Origin of the sequence: Pseudonocardia sp. ICBG1142 (assembly GCF_020496255.1) — a bacterium.
In the GTDB taxonomy this organism is placed as follows: Bacteria; Actinomycetota; Actinomycetes; order Mycobacteriales; family Pseudonocardiaceae; genus Pseudonocardia.
Genome location: NZ_JAHLJC010000044.1, coordinates 1 through 14,523 on the forward strand (window position 1 = coordinate 1; position 14,523 = coordinate 14,523).

Genomic DNA, 14,523 nt, shown 5'->3' on the forward strand with positions numbered 1-14,523 from the left:
GACCGAGGCGGAGGTCGTCCGTGCCCAGGGCGCCCTGCGCGGGGGACTGGTGCTGGGCTGTGAGGACACCGCGTCGCGGATGAACCGGCTCGGCCGCGCCGAGCTGGACCACGGTCGGCAGCGGTCGCTGGCCGACAGCCTCGCCCGCATCGACGCCGTCACCCCGGGCGAGGTCGCGGCGTTGGCCGCGGACCTGCTGGCCCAGCCGCTGACGGCGGCGGTCGTGGGGCCCTACGCCGATGTCGACGACCTCCCGGTCGCCCTGCGCGACCTGGCCTGACGCCACCCTTGCGGCCGCCCTCAGGGGCACACGAGGGCCTCCCAGGCGCTCCCAGGGTCACCCTCGTGGCGTCTAGGGCAACGAGGGTGACCCTGGGAGCGGGACGCGGGGTGGCCAGGACGCCGGTGCCACGACGCGGGTGCCACGACGCGGGGGAGCCCCGGACCGGGTGGTCCGGGGCTCCCCGGCGTGATGATGCCGGTGGGTCAGCTGCCGTTCTGCCAGCCGAGGGTCTCGGGCAGCGGCGGGAACGCGAACAGCGCCGAACCCCAGTTCGCAAGGCCGGGCTTGGTTGCCCAGATGCTCGGACCGGAGTAGACCGGGAGCACGCCATAGGTGGCGAGCGCCTTCTTCTCGGCCACGTTGGCGGCGGCGTACTGCTCGTCGGCGGTCGGCAGGGTGTTGACCTTGCGCAGCTCGGCGTCGAGTTCCTTGCTACCGGTCCCGGAGCGGTTCAGCTGCGAGTCCGAGCAGTACTGCTGGCAGATGTAGGCCACGCCGTACGGGTCGGTGGACTTGAACCCGAGGAAGACCATGTCGAACTCCTTGTTCGACAGGATCTTCGAGAAGTCGGTCGAGGGCACGACGCGGACCTGCATGTCGATGCCGACGTTCTTCAGCATCGCGACGAGCGCACCCGAGGTGGCCCGCTTGGTCGGGGTGTCTCCGGTCTGGACGTAGGAGAAGGTCAGCTTCTGCCCGTCCTTGGCGCGGATCCCGTCCGGACCTGCGACCCAGCCCGCCGCGTCCAGATCCCGCTTGACGGCCTCCGGGGCGAAGGTGACGGCGCTCGCGAGGTTGTCCTCGTAGCCCTTCTGATAGGGCTGCAGCGTGAGCGACCCGCTCGGGGTCTCGGTGTAGTCCAGGCCCTGGAAGGTGATCTTCGCGATCTGCTGGCGGTCGACCGAGTCGAAGATCGCCTTGCGGACCACGGGGTCCTTCAGGACCGGGGTGGTGCTGTTCAGCATCAGCAGGTAGTTCGCCGGGGTGCCGGAGATGCGGATGTCGGCGTTCGGCACGGAGCGGGCCTGGGCGAGCAAGTCCGCGGTCTCGGCCTCGGTCGCGTCGAGCTGACCGTTGCGGAACGCGTTGATCTTGGCCTGCTGCTCCATCTGCACCAGGGTGATGCGGTCGAGCTTGCCCTTCTTGCCCCACCACTTCGGGTTGCGCTCGAAGGTGATCGTGGCGTTCTGCTTGTCGTAGTTCGCCACGGTGTACGGGCCCGCTCCCCACTCGGGGTGCGGGTTGTTCAGGTAGCCCTTGTTGAAGACGTCGGGGGTGGCCGCCTTCGGGTGCACGAGGTAGTTGAACAGGCTCGGCCACCACGGGTTGGGCCCGTTGAAGGCGACGACGGCCTGCTTGTCGTCGGCACCGCGGGTCACCGAGGCGATCCGGTCGTAGCCGTCGGTCGAGCTCGGGATGAACGCGGTGTCCTTCCCGTTGTTGGCCTTCCAGGTCGACTCGAAGGCCCGCCAGTCGATCGGCGTGCCGTCGTTGAAGACGGCCTTCGGGTTGATCGTGTAGGTGACGGTGGTCTTCCCGCCGCTGTCGACCGGCTCGGCCTTCGTCACGTAGTCGGGGTTGACGATCGGGTCCCCGGTCGGGCTGAACGAGATCACCACGGGGTTGTAGAAGGTCCAGGAGAGCCGGGTGTCGGTGGTGGAGTCTCCCTGGAAGTAGTTGAACTGCGGGTTCAGGTCCGAGCGGAACGGCAGGGTGACCTGGCCGCCGTCCTTGACGTTCTCGTAGGGCTGGGCGTTGTACGACGGCGTCGTCGACAGCGACTCGGCCGTCTGCGCGGGCCCGCCGGAGCCACCTCCGCCACAGCCCGCCAGCACCAGGGCCAGCGCCGCGACGGCGGCGGTGGTCGCCCCGCGTCGGATGGGTCTGCGCATGTCTCTCCTTCGTTCGGTTCCCCGGTCGGGGTCGAGGTGGGTCAGCGGAAGTGGCAGGCGTTGCGGTGGTCGGAGTCGGCGTCGCTCGCGCCGTCCTTGACCAGGAGCTCGGGGGTCTCGCCGGCACAGCGCGAGCGCTCCTGCTCGGACAGCGTCCGGGCCAGCGGGCAGCGGCCCAGGAACGCGCAGCCCGGCGCGTCGTCGGTCGGGCTGGGCAGGTCCCCGGAGAGCACCACCCGCTGCCGGGTCCGTTCGACCTGCGGGTCCGGCACCGGGATCGCCGACAGCAGCGCCTGGGTGTAGGGATGCTGCGGGTTGCCGAACACGTCGGCGACCGCGCCGGACTCCACGATCCGGCCCAGGTACATGACCGCGACCCGGTCCGCGACGTGCCGCACCACCGACAGGTCGTGCGCGACGAACAGGTAGCTCAGCCCCAGCTCGCGCTGCAGCTCGGTGAGCAGGTTCAGCACCCCGGCCTGCACCGAGACGTCGAGGGCGGACACCGGCTCGTCGAGCACCAGCAGCGACGGCTTCGTCGCCAGCGCGCGGGCGATCCCGATGCGCTGGCGCTGCCCGCCGGAGAACGCCGCCGGGAACCGGTCGACGTGCTCCGGGTCCAGACCGACCAGCGCCATCAGCTCGTCGACCCGGGTGGCTACCCGGTCCCGGTCGGTCCAGCCGGCCGCCCGCAGCGGCTCGGTGAGGATGTCGCCGACCGTCATGTGCGGGTCGAGCGCGCCCATCGGGTCCTGGAACACGATCTGGATCTCGCGCCGCAGCGCGGCGATGTCGCTGCGGCCGCGCAGCGTGGCGACGTCGGTTCCGGCGATCTCGATCGTCCCGCTCTCCGGCGGGAGCAGGTTCATGATCTCCAGCAGCGTCGTGGTCTTGCCGCAGCCGGACTCGCCGACCAGGCCGAGGGTCTCACCGCGCCGGATGTCGAGGTCCACGTCGGCGACGGCGTGCACCGTGCCGACCCGGCGTCGCACCAGGGACCCCTTCATGAGGGGGAACGTCCTGCGCAGGTGGCTCACCGACAGCACCGCGGGGCGGCTCTCGCGGTCGCCGGTGCGGTCGTCGTCGAGGAGGAGGTCCGGAACGGCGAACACGGGCTCGCCGTCGATCGCACCGTCGACGATCTCACCGGTCCGCACGCAGGCGGCGGCGTGGTCGTCGCGACCCGGGACGGGCCGAAGCGGCGGCTCGGCGGTGCGGCAGGCATCGACGGCGACCGGGCAGCGCGGCGCGAAGGGGCAGCCCGTCGGCAGGTCGGTCGGTGCGGGCGGGCTGCCGGGCACCGGGACCAGCGGGCGCCGCTCGACGCTGTCGACGCGGGGGACCGCGCCGAGCAGACCGATCGTGTACGGCATCCGCGGCGCGGCGAACAGCTCGTCCACCGGGGCCGTCTCGACCGGGCGCCCGGCGTACATGACGAGCACGTCGTCGGCGACCCCGGCGACCACCCCCAGGTCGTGGGTGATCATGACGACGGCGGCGCCGGTCTCGTCGCGTGCCACCTTCAGCACGTCGAGGATCTGGGCCTGCACGGTGACGTCCAGGGCGGTCGTCGGCTCGTCGGCGATGATCACCGACGGGTCGTTCGCGATCGCCATCGCGATCATGACGCGCTGGCGCATGCCGCCCGAGAACTCGTGCGGGAAGGCGCGCACGCGTCGTCGGGGGTCGGGGATGCCGACCAGGTCGAGCAGCTCGACCGCACGCTCGCGGGCCTTCGCGCGGCCGATGTCGCGGTGGATCTGCATGGCCTCGACGAGCTGGTCGCCGACGGTGAAGATCGGCGTCAGCGAGGACAGCGGGTCCTGGAAGATCATCCCGATGTCGTTGCCGCGGATCCCGGACAGGTCCTCGTCGGACAGTCCGACCAGCTCGCGGCCGGCCAGGGTGATCGAGCCCGTCACCGACGCCGTCTCGGGCAGCAGGCCCATCACCGCCAGCGAGGTCACCGACTTGCCGGATCCGGACTCGCCGACGATGCCGAGCGTGCGCCCGGGCAACAGGTCGAAGTCGACGCCGCGGACGGCCGCCACCCGGCCGGCCTCGGAGGGGAACGCGACGGTCAGGTCGCGCACGGACAGCACGGGGGCGTTCATGCGCTGCCTCCGGCCCGGGAGGTCGGGTCGAGGGCGTCGCGCAGGCCGTCGCCGACGAACGCGAGCGACGCGGTCAGCAGCACCAGCAGCACCGACGGCACGATGAAGATCCACGGCGCGGTCGCCATCGACGAGCCGCCGTCGGCGAGCATCGTGCCCAGCGAGACGTCGGGGATCTGCACGCCGAACCCGATGAACGACAGCGCGGTCTCGCTCTGCACGGTGCTCGCCACGTTCAGGGTGAAGGTGACGATGAGCAGCGAGCCGATGTTCGGGATGAGGTGGCGGAAGACGATCCCCGGCCCGGACACCCCCATGAAGCGGGCGGCCGAGACGTACTCGCGTTCGCGCAGCGTCGTCGCGACGGTCCAGACCACGCGGGCGGTGGTCATCCAGCCCAGCAGGGTCAGGGCGACGATCAGGATCCGGTAGTCGCCCGACCCCCACTGGGAGGCCAGCGCCAGGATCAGGAACGACGGCACCACCATCAGGAAGTGGACGACCGTGAGCAGGACGCGCTCGCCGCGCCGGGCCCAGGTCCGCCCGCCGCCCAGGTAGGCCGCGCCCGCCCCGACCACCGCGGCGATCAGGGTGGTCAGCAGCGAGACCGTGACGGCGATGGTCAGGGAGCGCTGCAGGCCGTGCACGGCCTGGGCGTAGACGTCGTTGCCGCCGGCCGTGGTGCCCAGCGGGTGGTCCAGCGACGGCGCCGCGGTCAGCGCCGCGAAGTCGACGTCGGTGTGGTCGTAGGGGGAGAGGAACCCGCCGACCAGGGAGAACAGCACCAGCAGGCCGAAGACGACCAGGCCTGCCATCGCGGGCCGGTTGCGCCGGTAGCGACGCCACACCAGCGCGGCGCGCGCACCCCGGCGACGACGGGGTGCGCCCGGCTCCGGGGCGCCGTCGGCACCGTCGGAGACGGTGGGGGCGAGCTCGGGCATGTTCAGGCTCATGTCAGTTCACCCGCACCCTCGGGTCGAGGGCGACGACCGCGATGTCGGCGAGCATGGCGCCGACCGCCGTCGTCACCGCGCCGAACGCCGCCGTGGCGACGACGCCGTGGATGTCGTTGGTCGAGATGGTGCGGATGAAGTAGTCGCCCATGCCCTGCCAGGCGAAGGTCTTCTCGGTGATCACCGCACCGGTGAACAGCGCCGGGATCGCGAACGCCACCTGAGTCGCCACCGGGATCATCGAGCTGCGCAGCCCGTGACGCCGGATGGCCTGCCTGCGGGTCAGCCCCTTGGCCCGGGCGGTCCGCACGTAGTCGGAGTTGACCACGTCGAGCAGCATCGAGCGCTGCAGCAGGTGGTAACCCGCGTAGGAGATGATCAGCAGCGAGATCGTCGGCAGCACGAGGTGCTGGGCCCGGTCGACCAGCAGCGGCCAGAACCCGGTGACCCCGGGCGACTCGGACCCCGCGACGTAGAACAGCGTCCCGCCGACACCCTGGTTGATCGCGATGGCGACGAACACGACCGCCAGCGCCGCGACCGCCGACGGGATGTTCAGGGTGAACACCGAGGTCAGCTGGGCGGCGCGGTCACCGAGCCGGTACTGGCGCTGGGCCGAGTAGACCCCGAGCGCCACCCCGATCACGATCGACAGCAGCAGCGAGAAGAACACCAGCTGCCCGGACACCACGACACGGAACGCCACCTGCGCGTTCACCGGGTCGCCGATCGGGCTGGTGCCCCAGTCCCAGCGGGTCACGATCCCGGTGATCCAGATCCACCACCGCTCCAGGACCGGGACGTTCGAGTCCAGGTTGTACTGGCCCAGCGACCGGGCGATCTCCGCGTCGGTGCGCGGCGGTCGCAACTGCAGGTAGTTGACCCGGGGGTCGAGGAAGGAGTTCGCGAGGAAGTAGACCAGGTTGGTCGCGACGACGATCATCGCGAGCCACCCGGCGCCCCTGCGCAGGAGGTACCGGAGCACGCTGCTCTTCTCTGTTCGTCCGCGGTGCGGTGGTGACCGGCAGCGCGCGGGTGGTGGGACGACCGCAGGTGAGCGGGTGTCACTGTTTCGGGTGACTTCGAGGCTGGCACGCCAGTACCAGAAGTTGGTAGTCCCGGCTCACAGCGTTTACCCACTCGTGATGATGACACCCTCCCGTCGCCGCGGGTTCGTCCGAGGGAATCGCCGGACCTGCTGGCAGGCTGGGCGCCATGACCGCCCTCGCCGTCGTCGCCGGCCTGATGATGCTCGTCGGCCTGGCCGGGATCGTGCTGCCCGTCCTGCCCGGGCCGCTGCTGATCGTCGGCGGGGTCGCGGTCTGGGCGGTCCCGCGCGGCGATGCGGTCGGCTGGTGGGTGCTCGGCATCGCGGTGCTCGTCACCGTCGCCGGCCAGGTCGCGAAGTACCTGCTCCCCGGACGCCGGCTCAAGGCCGCCGGGGTCCCCACCCGCACCCTGTTCGCCGGGCTCGTGCTGGGCGTCGTCGGGTTCTTCGTCGTGCCCGTGGTCGGGCTGTTCCTCGGGTTCGTGCTCGGGGTCTGGCTGGCCGAGCTCGCCCGTCTGCCCGACGCCGCCACCGCCTGGCGCTCGGCACGCGAGGCGCTCGCCGCCGTGGGCTGGAGCATCCTGATCGAGCTCGCCGCGGGGCTGGTCACGGTCGCGGTGTGGATCGGCGGCCTCGTCGTAGGGTGACGCCCGTGAGCACGGACACGGTGACGATCAAGGTGGCGGTCCTCGGCGCGAAGGGCCGGATGGGCAGCGAGGTGTGCCGGGCGGTCGAGGCCGCCGAGGACACCGAGCTGGTCGCCGCGCTGGACGCGGGCGACGACCTGTCCGCCCTCGACCGCGCCGACGTCGCCGTCGACTTCACCCACCCCGGCGCCGCGATCGCCAACATCCGCGAGTGCCTGGCGCGCGGGGTCGCCCCGGTCGTCGGGACCAGCGGCTTCGACGCCGCCAAGTTCGACGAGGTCCGCGCGATCCTCGACGAGCACGGCTCGGGCAGCGTGCTCGTCGCCCCGAACTTCGGGGTCGGCGCCGTGCTGATGATGCACTTCGCGGCACAGGCCGCCCGCTTCTTCGACTCCGCCGAGGTCATCGAGCTGCACCACGCCGGCAAGGTCGACGCCCCGTCCGGCACCGCCGCGCGGACCGCGTCGGTGATCGGCGCGGCACGGCGCGAGGCCGGCCTCGGCAAGGTTCCCGACGCCACCACCGACGACCCGCACGGCGCCCGTGGCGCGGTCGTCGAGGGCATCCACGTGCACGCGGTCCGGATGCCCGGGCTGATCGCGCACCAGGAGGTCGTCCTCGGCACCGACGGCGAGGTGTTCACCCTGCGCCACGACTCGATGAACCGGACCAGCTTCATGCCGGGCGTGCTGCTCGCGGTGCGTGCCGTGCGCGAGCGCCCGGGGCTGACGATCGGGCTGGAGCCGCTGCTCGGGCTCGGCTGAGTCCTCAGTCGACCAGGTGCAGGTCCAGCGTCCCGGCGTGGCGGACCTCGCGCAGCGTCGAGGAGCCGGTGTCCAGCGTGCGCACCGCGCCGTCGGGCGCCCAACCGGCGCGGCTGTAGAAGTTCCGTGAGGCGGTGTCGGCCTCGGGCACCCAGGTGCGCCCGGTGTCCGAGCCGGACTCCCGCAGCGCGGCCGCCACGGCGGCGAGCAGCCGCCCGCCGTGCCCGCGCCTGCCCCAGCGCGGCTCCACCAGCAGCGTGCTGACCTCGGCGATCGCCAGACCGTCGGCCCCGGCGTAGCGGGCGGCGGCGGCGAACCCGACGGTCTCGTCCCCCTCGACGGCGACGAACAGGTGGTAGCCGTCGCCGGCGTGCACGGCGTCGCTCCAGTGCGAGCGCGCGGCGTCCGAGGTGAGTCCCGCGAACGCCTCCTCGGGCAGCAGCCCGGCGTAGGCGGTGCGCCAGGTGCGGTCCTGGATCGCCATGATCGCGCCCACGTCGTCGTCGGTGGCGGGGCGGACGGTCGCGGTGGCCATGGGTCATGCCTACCGTGCGACCCCGCGGGCCACGTCACCGCCCGGGTCCACAGCGGGTCCACAGGGCGGTGCGATCCGGGGCCCATGTCCGGTTCCTACCGTCGTTCTCGTTCCGCACGACAGTCCCGCACGACGACGCACCGGAGGACCCGCCATGCCGCGCTACCAGGGCCGTGCCCTGCCCCGCCCCGACGACGAGGTCGTCGACCAGGGTCTCGGGTTCGACCTCGGCACCCTGCTCGGCAGGCGCCGCATGCTGGCCGTGCTCGGCGTCGGCGCCGTCACCGCCGGGCTCGCGGCCTGCGGCACCGCGGCCCCGTCGGCGACGACCGCGACCTCGACCGGCGAGATCCCGGACGAGACGGCGGGCCCGTACCCCGGCGACGGCTCCAACGGCGCGAACGTGCTCACCGAGTCCGGGGTGGTGCGCAGCGACATCCGGTCGAGCTTCGGCAGCGGCTCGGCGACCGCGGCCGGGGTACCGATGACCCTGGAGCTCACGATCACCGACATGGCCGCCGCCGGCATGGCCGGTGCCGCGGTCTACGTCTGGCACTGCGACCGGGAAGGCCGGTACTCCCTGTACTCCGAGGGGCTGGAGGCCGAGAACTACCTGCGGGGGGTCCAGGTCGCCGGCAGCGACGGGGCGGTGCGCTTCACCAGCATCGTCCCGGCCTGCTACGACGGCCGCTGGCCGCACATCCATTTCGAGGTGTACCCCGCGCAGGCCGACATCACCGACGCCGGCAACGCGGTCGCCACCTCCCAGGTGGCCCTCCCGCAGGACGTGTGCGCCGCCGTCTACGCCACCGCCGGCTACGAGCAGTCGGTCACGAACCTGGCGAAGGTCTCGCTCGCCTCCGACACCGTCTTCGGCGACGACGGCGGGGCCCTGCAGCTCGCCACGGTCACCGGCGACCCGACCACGGGCTACACGGTCGCGCTGACCGCAGCCGTCGACGTCACCACCCAGCCGGACGCGGGAGCCGCCCCGGGCGGTGGTCGGCCGGGTGCCGGTGGCCCCCCGCCCGGCAGCTGGCCGGCCGGAGGTCACCCGACGCCGTGCCGGATCCTGTCGGTGCCCCGTGGCAGCATCCCGGCCGTGCGCACGATCTCCGCCGACGTCGCCCGTCGGACCTTCCTCGCGGCCCAGGGCTTCACCGATCCACGGCCGTCCGGGCCGGTCACCCGTCGCCACCTCGGCCGGGTGCTGGACCGGGTGAAGCTGCTCCAGCTCGACTCGGTCAACATCGCGGTGCGCGCGCACTACATGCCGCTGTTCAGCAGGCTCGGTGCCTATCCCACCGCCCTCCTCGACGACGCGGCCTGGTCACCGAGCGCGCGGCGACCGCGCCTGCTGGCGGAGACCTGGGCGCACGAGGCGAGTCTGGTCCCGGTCCAGGACATGCCGCTGCTCTCCCACGAGGCGCTGCCGCGGCGCTGGTGGAAGCACTACGGCCCGCTGTTGGAGAAGCACCCGTCCCTGGCGGGGGACATCCTCGACGTGGTGGCGGAGTCCGGGCCGCTGGGCGCCGGTGCGATCGAGAAGGCGCTCGCCCCGCACGGGCGGGCCGGTGAGGTGCGCCCGCGCCCGCCGGGAGCGACCTGGTGGGAGCGGTCGGAGGTCAAGCGGGTCTGCGAGTACCTGTTCGCCGTCGGCGAGCTGGCGGTCGGCACGCGTGTGCACTTCGAGCGCCGCTACGACCTGCCCTCGCGGGTGCTGCCGCCGGAGATCCTCGCGCTGCCCGCCCCCGACCCGGCCGACGCGGCGCGTGAGCTCGTCGCGCGGTCCGCCTCCGCACTGGGGGTCGGTACCGAGACCGACCTGCGCGACTACTACCGGCTCGGCCCGGAACGCACCCGCACCGCGATCGCCGAGCTGGTCGACGCGGGTGCCCTGGAGCCGGTGAGCGTGCGCGGCTGGGACCGGCCCGCCTACCGCGACCCGGCCGCCCGGGTGCCGCGCACGGTGACCGGGCGGGCGCTGCTGTGTCCGTTCGACCCGCTGGTCTGGGAGCGGGGCCGGACCGAGCGGATCTTCGGATTCCGCTACCGCATCGAGATCTACGTGCCGGAGCCGAAGCGGGAGTACGGCTACTACGTCTTCCCGTTCCTGCTCGACGGCGAGCTCGTCGGCCGCGTCGACCTCAAGGCCGACCGGGCGGCCGGCGTGCTGCGGGTGCCCGGGGCGTTCGCCGAGCCCGGGGCCACCGCACCGCGCCCGCGGATCGCCGCCGAGCTGGCCGGTGAGCTCGCGACGATGGCGGGCTGGCTCGGGCTCGACGGCGTCGCCGTGGGGGAGCGGGGCGACCTGGCCGCGGAGCTGCGTGCCGAGGTCGCCGCCCGCTGACGGCTCAGGCGGGGTCGAGACGGAACACCGCGATCGCGTCCAGGTGCTCGGCGACCTGCTCCTCGGTGGCGTCGGCCGGCACCGGGAACGCCGCCAGGGTCCACGGCACATCGAGCGCCCGCAGGTAGCCGACGACGGCCGCCGCGGCCTCGGCGCGGTCGGGCTCCACCGCCCGGTGCGGCTCGTCGCCCGCGGCGGAGCGGATCGCGCACTCCGGCGTCGCCCGCAGGTTGCGCACCCAGTCCCGCCCACCGGTGGGGGAGACCAGGTAGGTGGCACCGTCGTGCCCGACGACGCCGATCGGGGTGTCGCGCGGCTCCTCGCTGCGCCGCCCGCGGGTGCGCAGCACACGCAGTGCATAGCCGCCGTCCGGGACGGGGGCCGGAGGCATCTGCAGGACCCGGGCGGTCATGGAGGCGTTCGTCGCGGCGATCTCGGTGCGGTCCACGACGCCGATCCTACGCCGGTATCTCGCTCGCCGATCATCTCGACGAGCGAGATACCTGGTGTGGGTCAGACCGCCACGGAGGCGCGGGTCACCAGGACGTCACCGCTGCCGGTGCGCCCGGACAGCCGCACCGCCGGCGCCGTCGGCGGGGTGTCGTGGCGGACGTCGAGCTCGGAGCGGGCACGGCCCGACCCGGTCGACAGGTCCAGCTCGGCGGCGACACCGGAGTGCACCCCGACCCGGACCGACCCCGACCCGGTGCCGAGGCGGACGTCACCGGACACCGCATCGGCGACGACCACGTCCCCCGACCCCGAGCGCACCTCCAGGTCCGCCGTGAGCTCGCCGACACGGATGTCGCCGCTGCCGGTCCGGATGCGCGACGCGCCGCCGAGCGATCCGGCCTCGACCCCGCCGGAGCCGGCACGCAGGTGGGCCCGGCCGGAGCACGTGCCCAGGTCGATCGACCCCGCACCGGTGGTGACGTCGGCGTCGCCGTGCACCTCGGCGAGCCGGGCCGCACCGGACCCGGTCCGCACCGCGGCCCAGGACGCGCGGCCGGTCAGCTCGACCGAAGCCGCGCCGGTCCGTACCGCGGGCCGCGACCCGGCGGGCGCGGAGATGGTCACCACCAGCGGCACTGCGCCGAGGGCGGCGTCGTCCGGACCGCGCACCACCAGGCGTCGCGTCGCCGCCGACCACTCGACGGTGACGGCGTCGACGGCGTCGGCCGAGGGATCTCCGGTGGCCTCCCAGGGGGCACCGACGATCGGGTCGAACCCGCGCCCGGACCAGCCCGCCCCGGCCTGGGGGACGCCGGCGCGGCCGGTCATCGAGCTGCCGATCCAGTCCAGCAGCCCACCGAGGCCGCCGGACCAGGGTGCGGCGCTGCGGTCGGCGGTGATCTCCGCGCGCACCTCGTCGGCGCCGTCGACCAGGTCGATCCGGACCCGGCCTGCGCCGGTCGTCACCTCGATCTCGGCGGCACCGGCGCAGTCGAACCGCTCGGCGCGGGAGGGTGTGCCGGTGCCGGCGTCCCCGGTGCCCGCACCGCCGGGGGCCGTGTCGCCGGTCGACGAGTGACCGGTCGGCGGGTGGCCGGCGTCGCCGTTGCTCGCACCGGTGCCGTCGGTGTGGGCGCCGCCGCCGTGCGTGGCGTCACCGCCGGCGTCGTCCGGCCCGACGGGGCCGGTCTGCTCGTCGCTCATCCCTGCACCCATCCCTTCAGGCTGCGCCCGTCGCGGTGCGGTCGGCCGGTGCGCCCCTCCGCGCCGGCCAGTGCCCCTTGCACGGCCTGGGACACCCAGGTGTTGAGCGAGACGCCCTGCGACTGGGCGGCCCGCTCGGCCTGGGCCTTGATCTGCTCGACGATGCGCAGGGTGACCCGGCTGATGTCACCGGCGTCGCCGGAGAACGGCGATCCGCCGGTCGCCGGGCCGCCGGAGGAGGTCGGACCACCGGAGGCGGCGGTGCCGCCGAACGGGGACGTCCCCTCGCCCGCCGGAGCGGGGTCCGGGGTGGGTGCGTGTCCGGGCTCCGGGTCGCCGCCGGACACCGACACGCGCACCTCCCGGCCGTGCAGGCGGACCTCGACAGAACGGTCGCCGAGCGCGGCGGTCGCCTCCGAGGCCAGGTCCGACAGTGCGTTCATGATCGCGAGCCGGGCTGCGGGCTCGATCGCGGAGCCGAGCAGTGCCGCGGTGCGGCGGGTCTGCTCGTCGCCCGCGGCCGCCGCGGCGGCGAGGTCGTCGCGCAGCTGCGCGACGTACGGCGTGAGGTCCATGACACCACTATGGCGTCACTGATGACATCACGCCACCGGTTCGTGGCGTCGGCCGCGACGTCGCAGCGTACCGGGGGTGCCGTGGCCGCCACCGTGGGTGCGGGCGCGGGGCCCGGCGGGTGCCGGGCACACCGGTCGTTACCCTCGCGGCATGCCGGAGACCGCGCCGAAGACCGTCCCGCTGACCGTGCAGCTCGTCGCGAAGACCGAGTTCACCCCGCCCGCGGACGTCCCGTGGTCCACCGACGCCGACGGCGGCCAGGCGCTGGCCGAGTTCGCCGGTCGCGCGTGCTACCAGTCGTGGGGCAAGCCGAACCCGCGCACCGCGACCAACGCCGGCTACATCGCCCACATCCTCGAGGTCGGGCACCTCTCGGTCCTCGAGCACGGCTCGGTCAGCTTCTACCTGACCGGCATCTCGCGCTCGCTGACCCACGAGCTGATCCGGCACCGGCACTTCTCCTACTCCCAGCTCTCCCAGCGCTACGTCCCCGAGCGGGACGCCGCGATGGTCGAGCCGGACGTCATCGCCCAGGACCCGGAGCTGCACGAGCTGTTCCTGCAGGCCTCGGCCGACGCGCTCGCCTCCTACGAGAAGCTCCTCGAGGGGCTCGAGGCGCGCTTCGCCGACGTGCCGAACGGGACGCTGCGGCGCAAGCAGGCCCGTCAGGCCGCGCGGTCGGTGCTGCCGAACGCGACCGAGACCAAGATCGTCGTGACCGGGAACTACCGGGCGTGGCGGCACTTCATCGCGATGCGCGCCTCCGAGGCCGCCGACGTCGAGATCCGCAAGCTCGCCGTCGAGTGCCTGCGCCAGCTGCAGGCCGAGGTCCCGAACGTGTTCGCGGACTTCCAGATCCAGACCCTCGCCGACGGGACCGAGATCGCCTCCAGCCCGCTGGTCGCGGAAGGCTGAGCGAGGCTTGCCGAGCGAGCATCGGCGCCGAGCGAGAGCTCAGGCGAGGACGGCGTGCACCCGTCGTCGCAGGTCCGGCAGGTCCCGCACGACGAACCCGCGTCCCTCCTTCTCCAGCAGGCCCTCGGCGACCAGTCGGGACAGCTCCCGGCTGGTCGTGACCCGGGTGAGTCCCACGAGCAGCCCCAGCTCGTCGACGGCGGGGCGGATCGACAGCCGGGCCACCTCGTCGAGCGCGATCTCGCCGTAGGCCTCCACGAGGTGGCCGAGGAGCAGGATGATCCGCTCGCGGGCGGGCAGCCCCTCGATGAGCACGTGCAGCTGCATGACCCGCTGCTTGTAGGCGATCCGACGGGTGATCTCGAGCAGGAGCTCCGGCTCGTCGCGGGCGGCGGTCAGCAGCGCGTCGCGGGTCACCGAGACGATCTCCGACGGCAGGGTGCAGACCGAGGCGAGGTGGCGGGGCCGTCCGTCGACGCAGGCCGCCTCGCCGAGGGTGGCGCCGGGCTCGGCGTAGGCCAGCGAGCGTTCCGAGCCGTCGGGTCGGTGCAGGTAGATCCGCACCCGCCCGGAGACGACGAGATGGAACCGCGACGACAGCTGGCCCTGGGTGTAGACGTGCTCGCCACGGGCGTACTGGCGGGGGCTGCCCAGCTCCGCGATCCGGGCGGTGACCGAGGTCCACGGTGCGGTCAGGAACGGTGAGACCGGGTGGTCGTCGGGATCGGGTGCGGGCAGCGCCCGCACGGTGCCGTCCGGCCTCCGCGCCGCGCTGCTCATGGTCCCGCCT

13 protein-coding genes and 2 pseudogenes are annotated in these 14,523 nt (G+C 73.3%); 6 read left to right on the top strand and 9 right to left on the bottom strand.

Annotation, left to right across the window (positions count from 1 at the left end):
- Positions 1-280: pseudogene (locus KPL59_RS34120) on the top strand (insulinase family protein); the annotation flags it as partial.
- 206 nt (positions 281-486) lie between these two features.
- On the opposite strand, the gene KPL59_RS34125 reads toward KPL59_RS34120, so the two are convergent.
- The 4 genes from KPL59_RS34125 to KPL59_RS34140 are packed head-to-tail and all read right to left on the bottom strand — an operon-like array spanning position 487 to position 6,227.
- Complete coding sequence (locus KPL59_RS34125) at positions 487-2,175, bottom strand: ABC transporter family substrate-binding protein (protein WP_226360720.1); 1,689 nt, start codon at positions 2,173-2,175, stop codon at positions 487-489.
- 41 nt (positions 2,176-2,216) lie between these two features.
- A complete protein-coding gene (locus tag KPL59_RS34130; RefSeq protein WP_226360721.1) occupies positions 2,217-4,289 on the bottom strand; it encodes an ABC transporter ATP-binding protein in 2,073 nt (690 codons plus the stop codon).
- On the bottom strand, positions 4,286-5,242 hold the full coding sequence (locus tag KPL59_RS34135; protein WP_226360722.1) for an ABC transporter permease: 957 nt from the start codon (positions 5,240-5,242) through the stop codon (positions 4,286-4,288). The genes KPL59_RS34130 and KPL59_RS34135 overlap by 4 nt, the downstream gene beginning before the upstream one ends.
- A 1-nt stretch (position 5,243) precedes the next feature.
- On the bottom strand, positions 5,244-6,227 hold the full coding sequence (locus tag KPL59_RS34140; RefSeq protein ID WP_226360723.1) for an ABC transporter permease: 984 nt from the start codon (positions 6,225-6,227) through the stop codon (positions 5,244-5,246).
- Between the two features lie 230 nt (positions 6,228-6,457).
- Here KPL59_RS34140 and KPL59_RS34145 point away from each other — a divergent pair, with 230 nt between their 5' ends.
- Complete coding sequence (locus KPL59_RS34145) at positions 6,458-6,937, top strand: DUF456 domain-containing protein (protein ID WP_226351604.1); 480 nt, start codon at positions 6,458-6,460, stop codon at positions 6,935-6,937.
- A 5-nt stretch (positions 6,938-6,942) separates the two neighbouring features.
- Complete coding sequence (gene dapB, locus KPL59_RS34150; protein ID WP_226351605.1) at positions 6,943-7,701, top strand: 4-hydroxy-tetrahydrodipicolinate reductase; 759 nt, start codon at positions 6,943-6,945, stop codon at positions 7,699-7,701.
- A gap of 4 nt (positions 7,702-7,705) precedes the next feature.
- On the opposite strand, the gene KPL59_RS34155 is transcribed toward dapB, so the two are convergent.
- Positions 7,706-8,236, bottom strand: coding sequence for a GNAT family N-acetyltransferase (locus KPL59_RS34155; protein ID WP_020627869.1), 531 nt, complete (start codon positions 8,234-8,236; stop codon positions 7,706-7,708).
- A 253-nt stretch (positions 8,237-8,489) separates the two neighbouring features.
- Here KPL59_RS34155 and KPL59_RS34160 point away from each other — a divergent pair.
- Together KPL59_RS34160 and KPL59_RS34165 are read left to right on the top strand one after the other, a co-directional pair.
- Positions 8,490-8,909: pseudogene (locus KPL59_RS34160) on the top strand (3,4-dioxygenase subunit beta); the annotation flags it as partial.
- A gap of 429 nt (positions 8,910-9,338) precedes the next feature.
- Positions 9,339-10,586, top strand: coding sequence for a winged helix-turn-helix domain-containing protein (locus KPL59_RS34165; RefSeq protein WP_226351607.1), 1,248 nt, complete (start codon positions 9,339-9,341; stop codon positions 10,584-10,586).
- Positions 10,587-10,590: 4 nt separating this feature from the next.
- On the opposite strand, the gene KPL59_RS34170 is transcribed toward KPL59_RS34165, so the two are convergent.
- The 3 genes from KPL59_RS34170 to KPL59_RS34180 form a co-directional block, all read right to left on the bottom strand.
- Positions 10,591-11,034, bottom strand: coding sequence for a nitroreductase family deazaflavin-dependent oxidoreductase (locus KPL59_RS34170; RefSeq protein WP_226360724.1), 444 nt, complete (start codon positions 11,032-11,034; stop codon positions 10,591-10,593).
- Positions 11,035-11,099: 65 nt separating this feature from the next.
- The gene (locus KPL59_RS34175) at positions 11,100-12,242 is read right to left on the bottom strand and encodes a DUF4097 family beta strand repeat-containing protein (RefSeq protein ID WP_226360725.1); all 1,143 of its coding nucleotides are present in this window, start codon (positions 12,240-12,242) and stop codon (positions 11,100-11,102) included.
- Complete coding sequence (locus KPL59_RS34180) at positions 12,239-12,817, bottom strand: toxin-antitoxin system HicB family antitoxin (RefSeq protein WP_226351609.1); 579 nt, start codon at positions 12,815-12,817, stop codon at positions 12,239-12,241. The genes KPL59_RS34175 and KPL59_RS34180 overlap by 4 nt, the downstream gene beginning before the upstream one ends.
- A gap of 151 nt (positions 12,818-12,968) precedes the next feature.
- Between KPL59_RS34180 and thyX the strand changes: the two genes are divergently transcribed.
- Positions 12,969-13,733 (top strand): FAD-dependent thymidylate synthase, encoded by a 765-nt coding sequence (gene thyX, locus KPL59_RS34185; RefSeq protein WP_020627863.1) that lies wholly within the window; start codon positions 12,969-12,971, stop codon positions 13,731-13,733.
- 39 nt (positions 13,734-13,772) lie between these two features.
- Here the strand turns inward: thyX and KPL59_RS34190 are convergent, their stop codons facing one another.
- A complete protein-coding gene (locus tag KPL59_RS34190; protein ID WP_226360726.1) occupies positions 13,773-14,513 on the bottom strand; it encodes a Crp/Fnr family transcriptional regulator in 741 nt (246 codons plus the stop codon).
- Between the last annotated feature and the right edge of the window lie 10 nt (positions 14,514-14,523).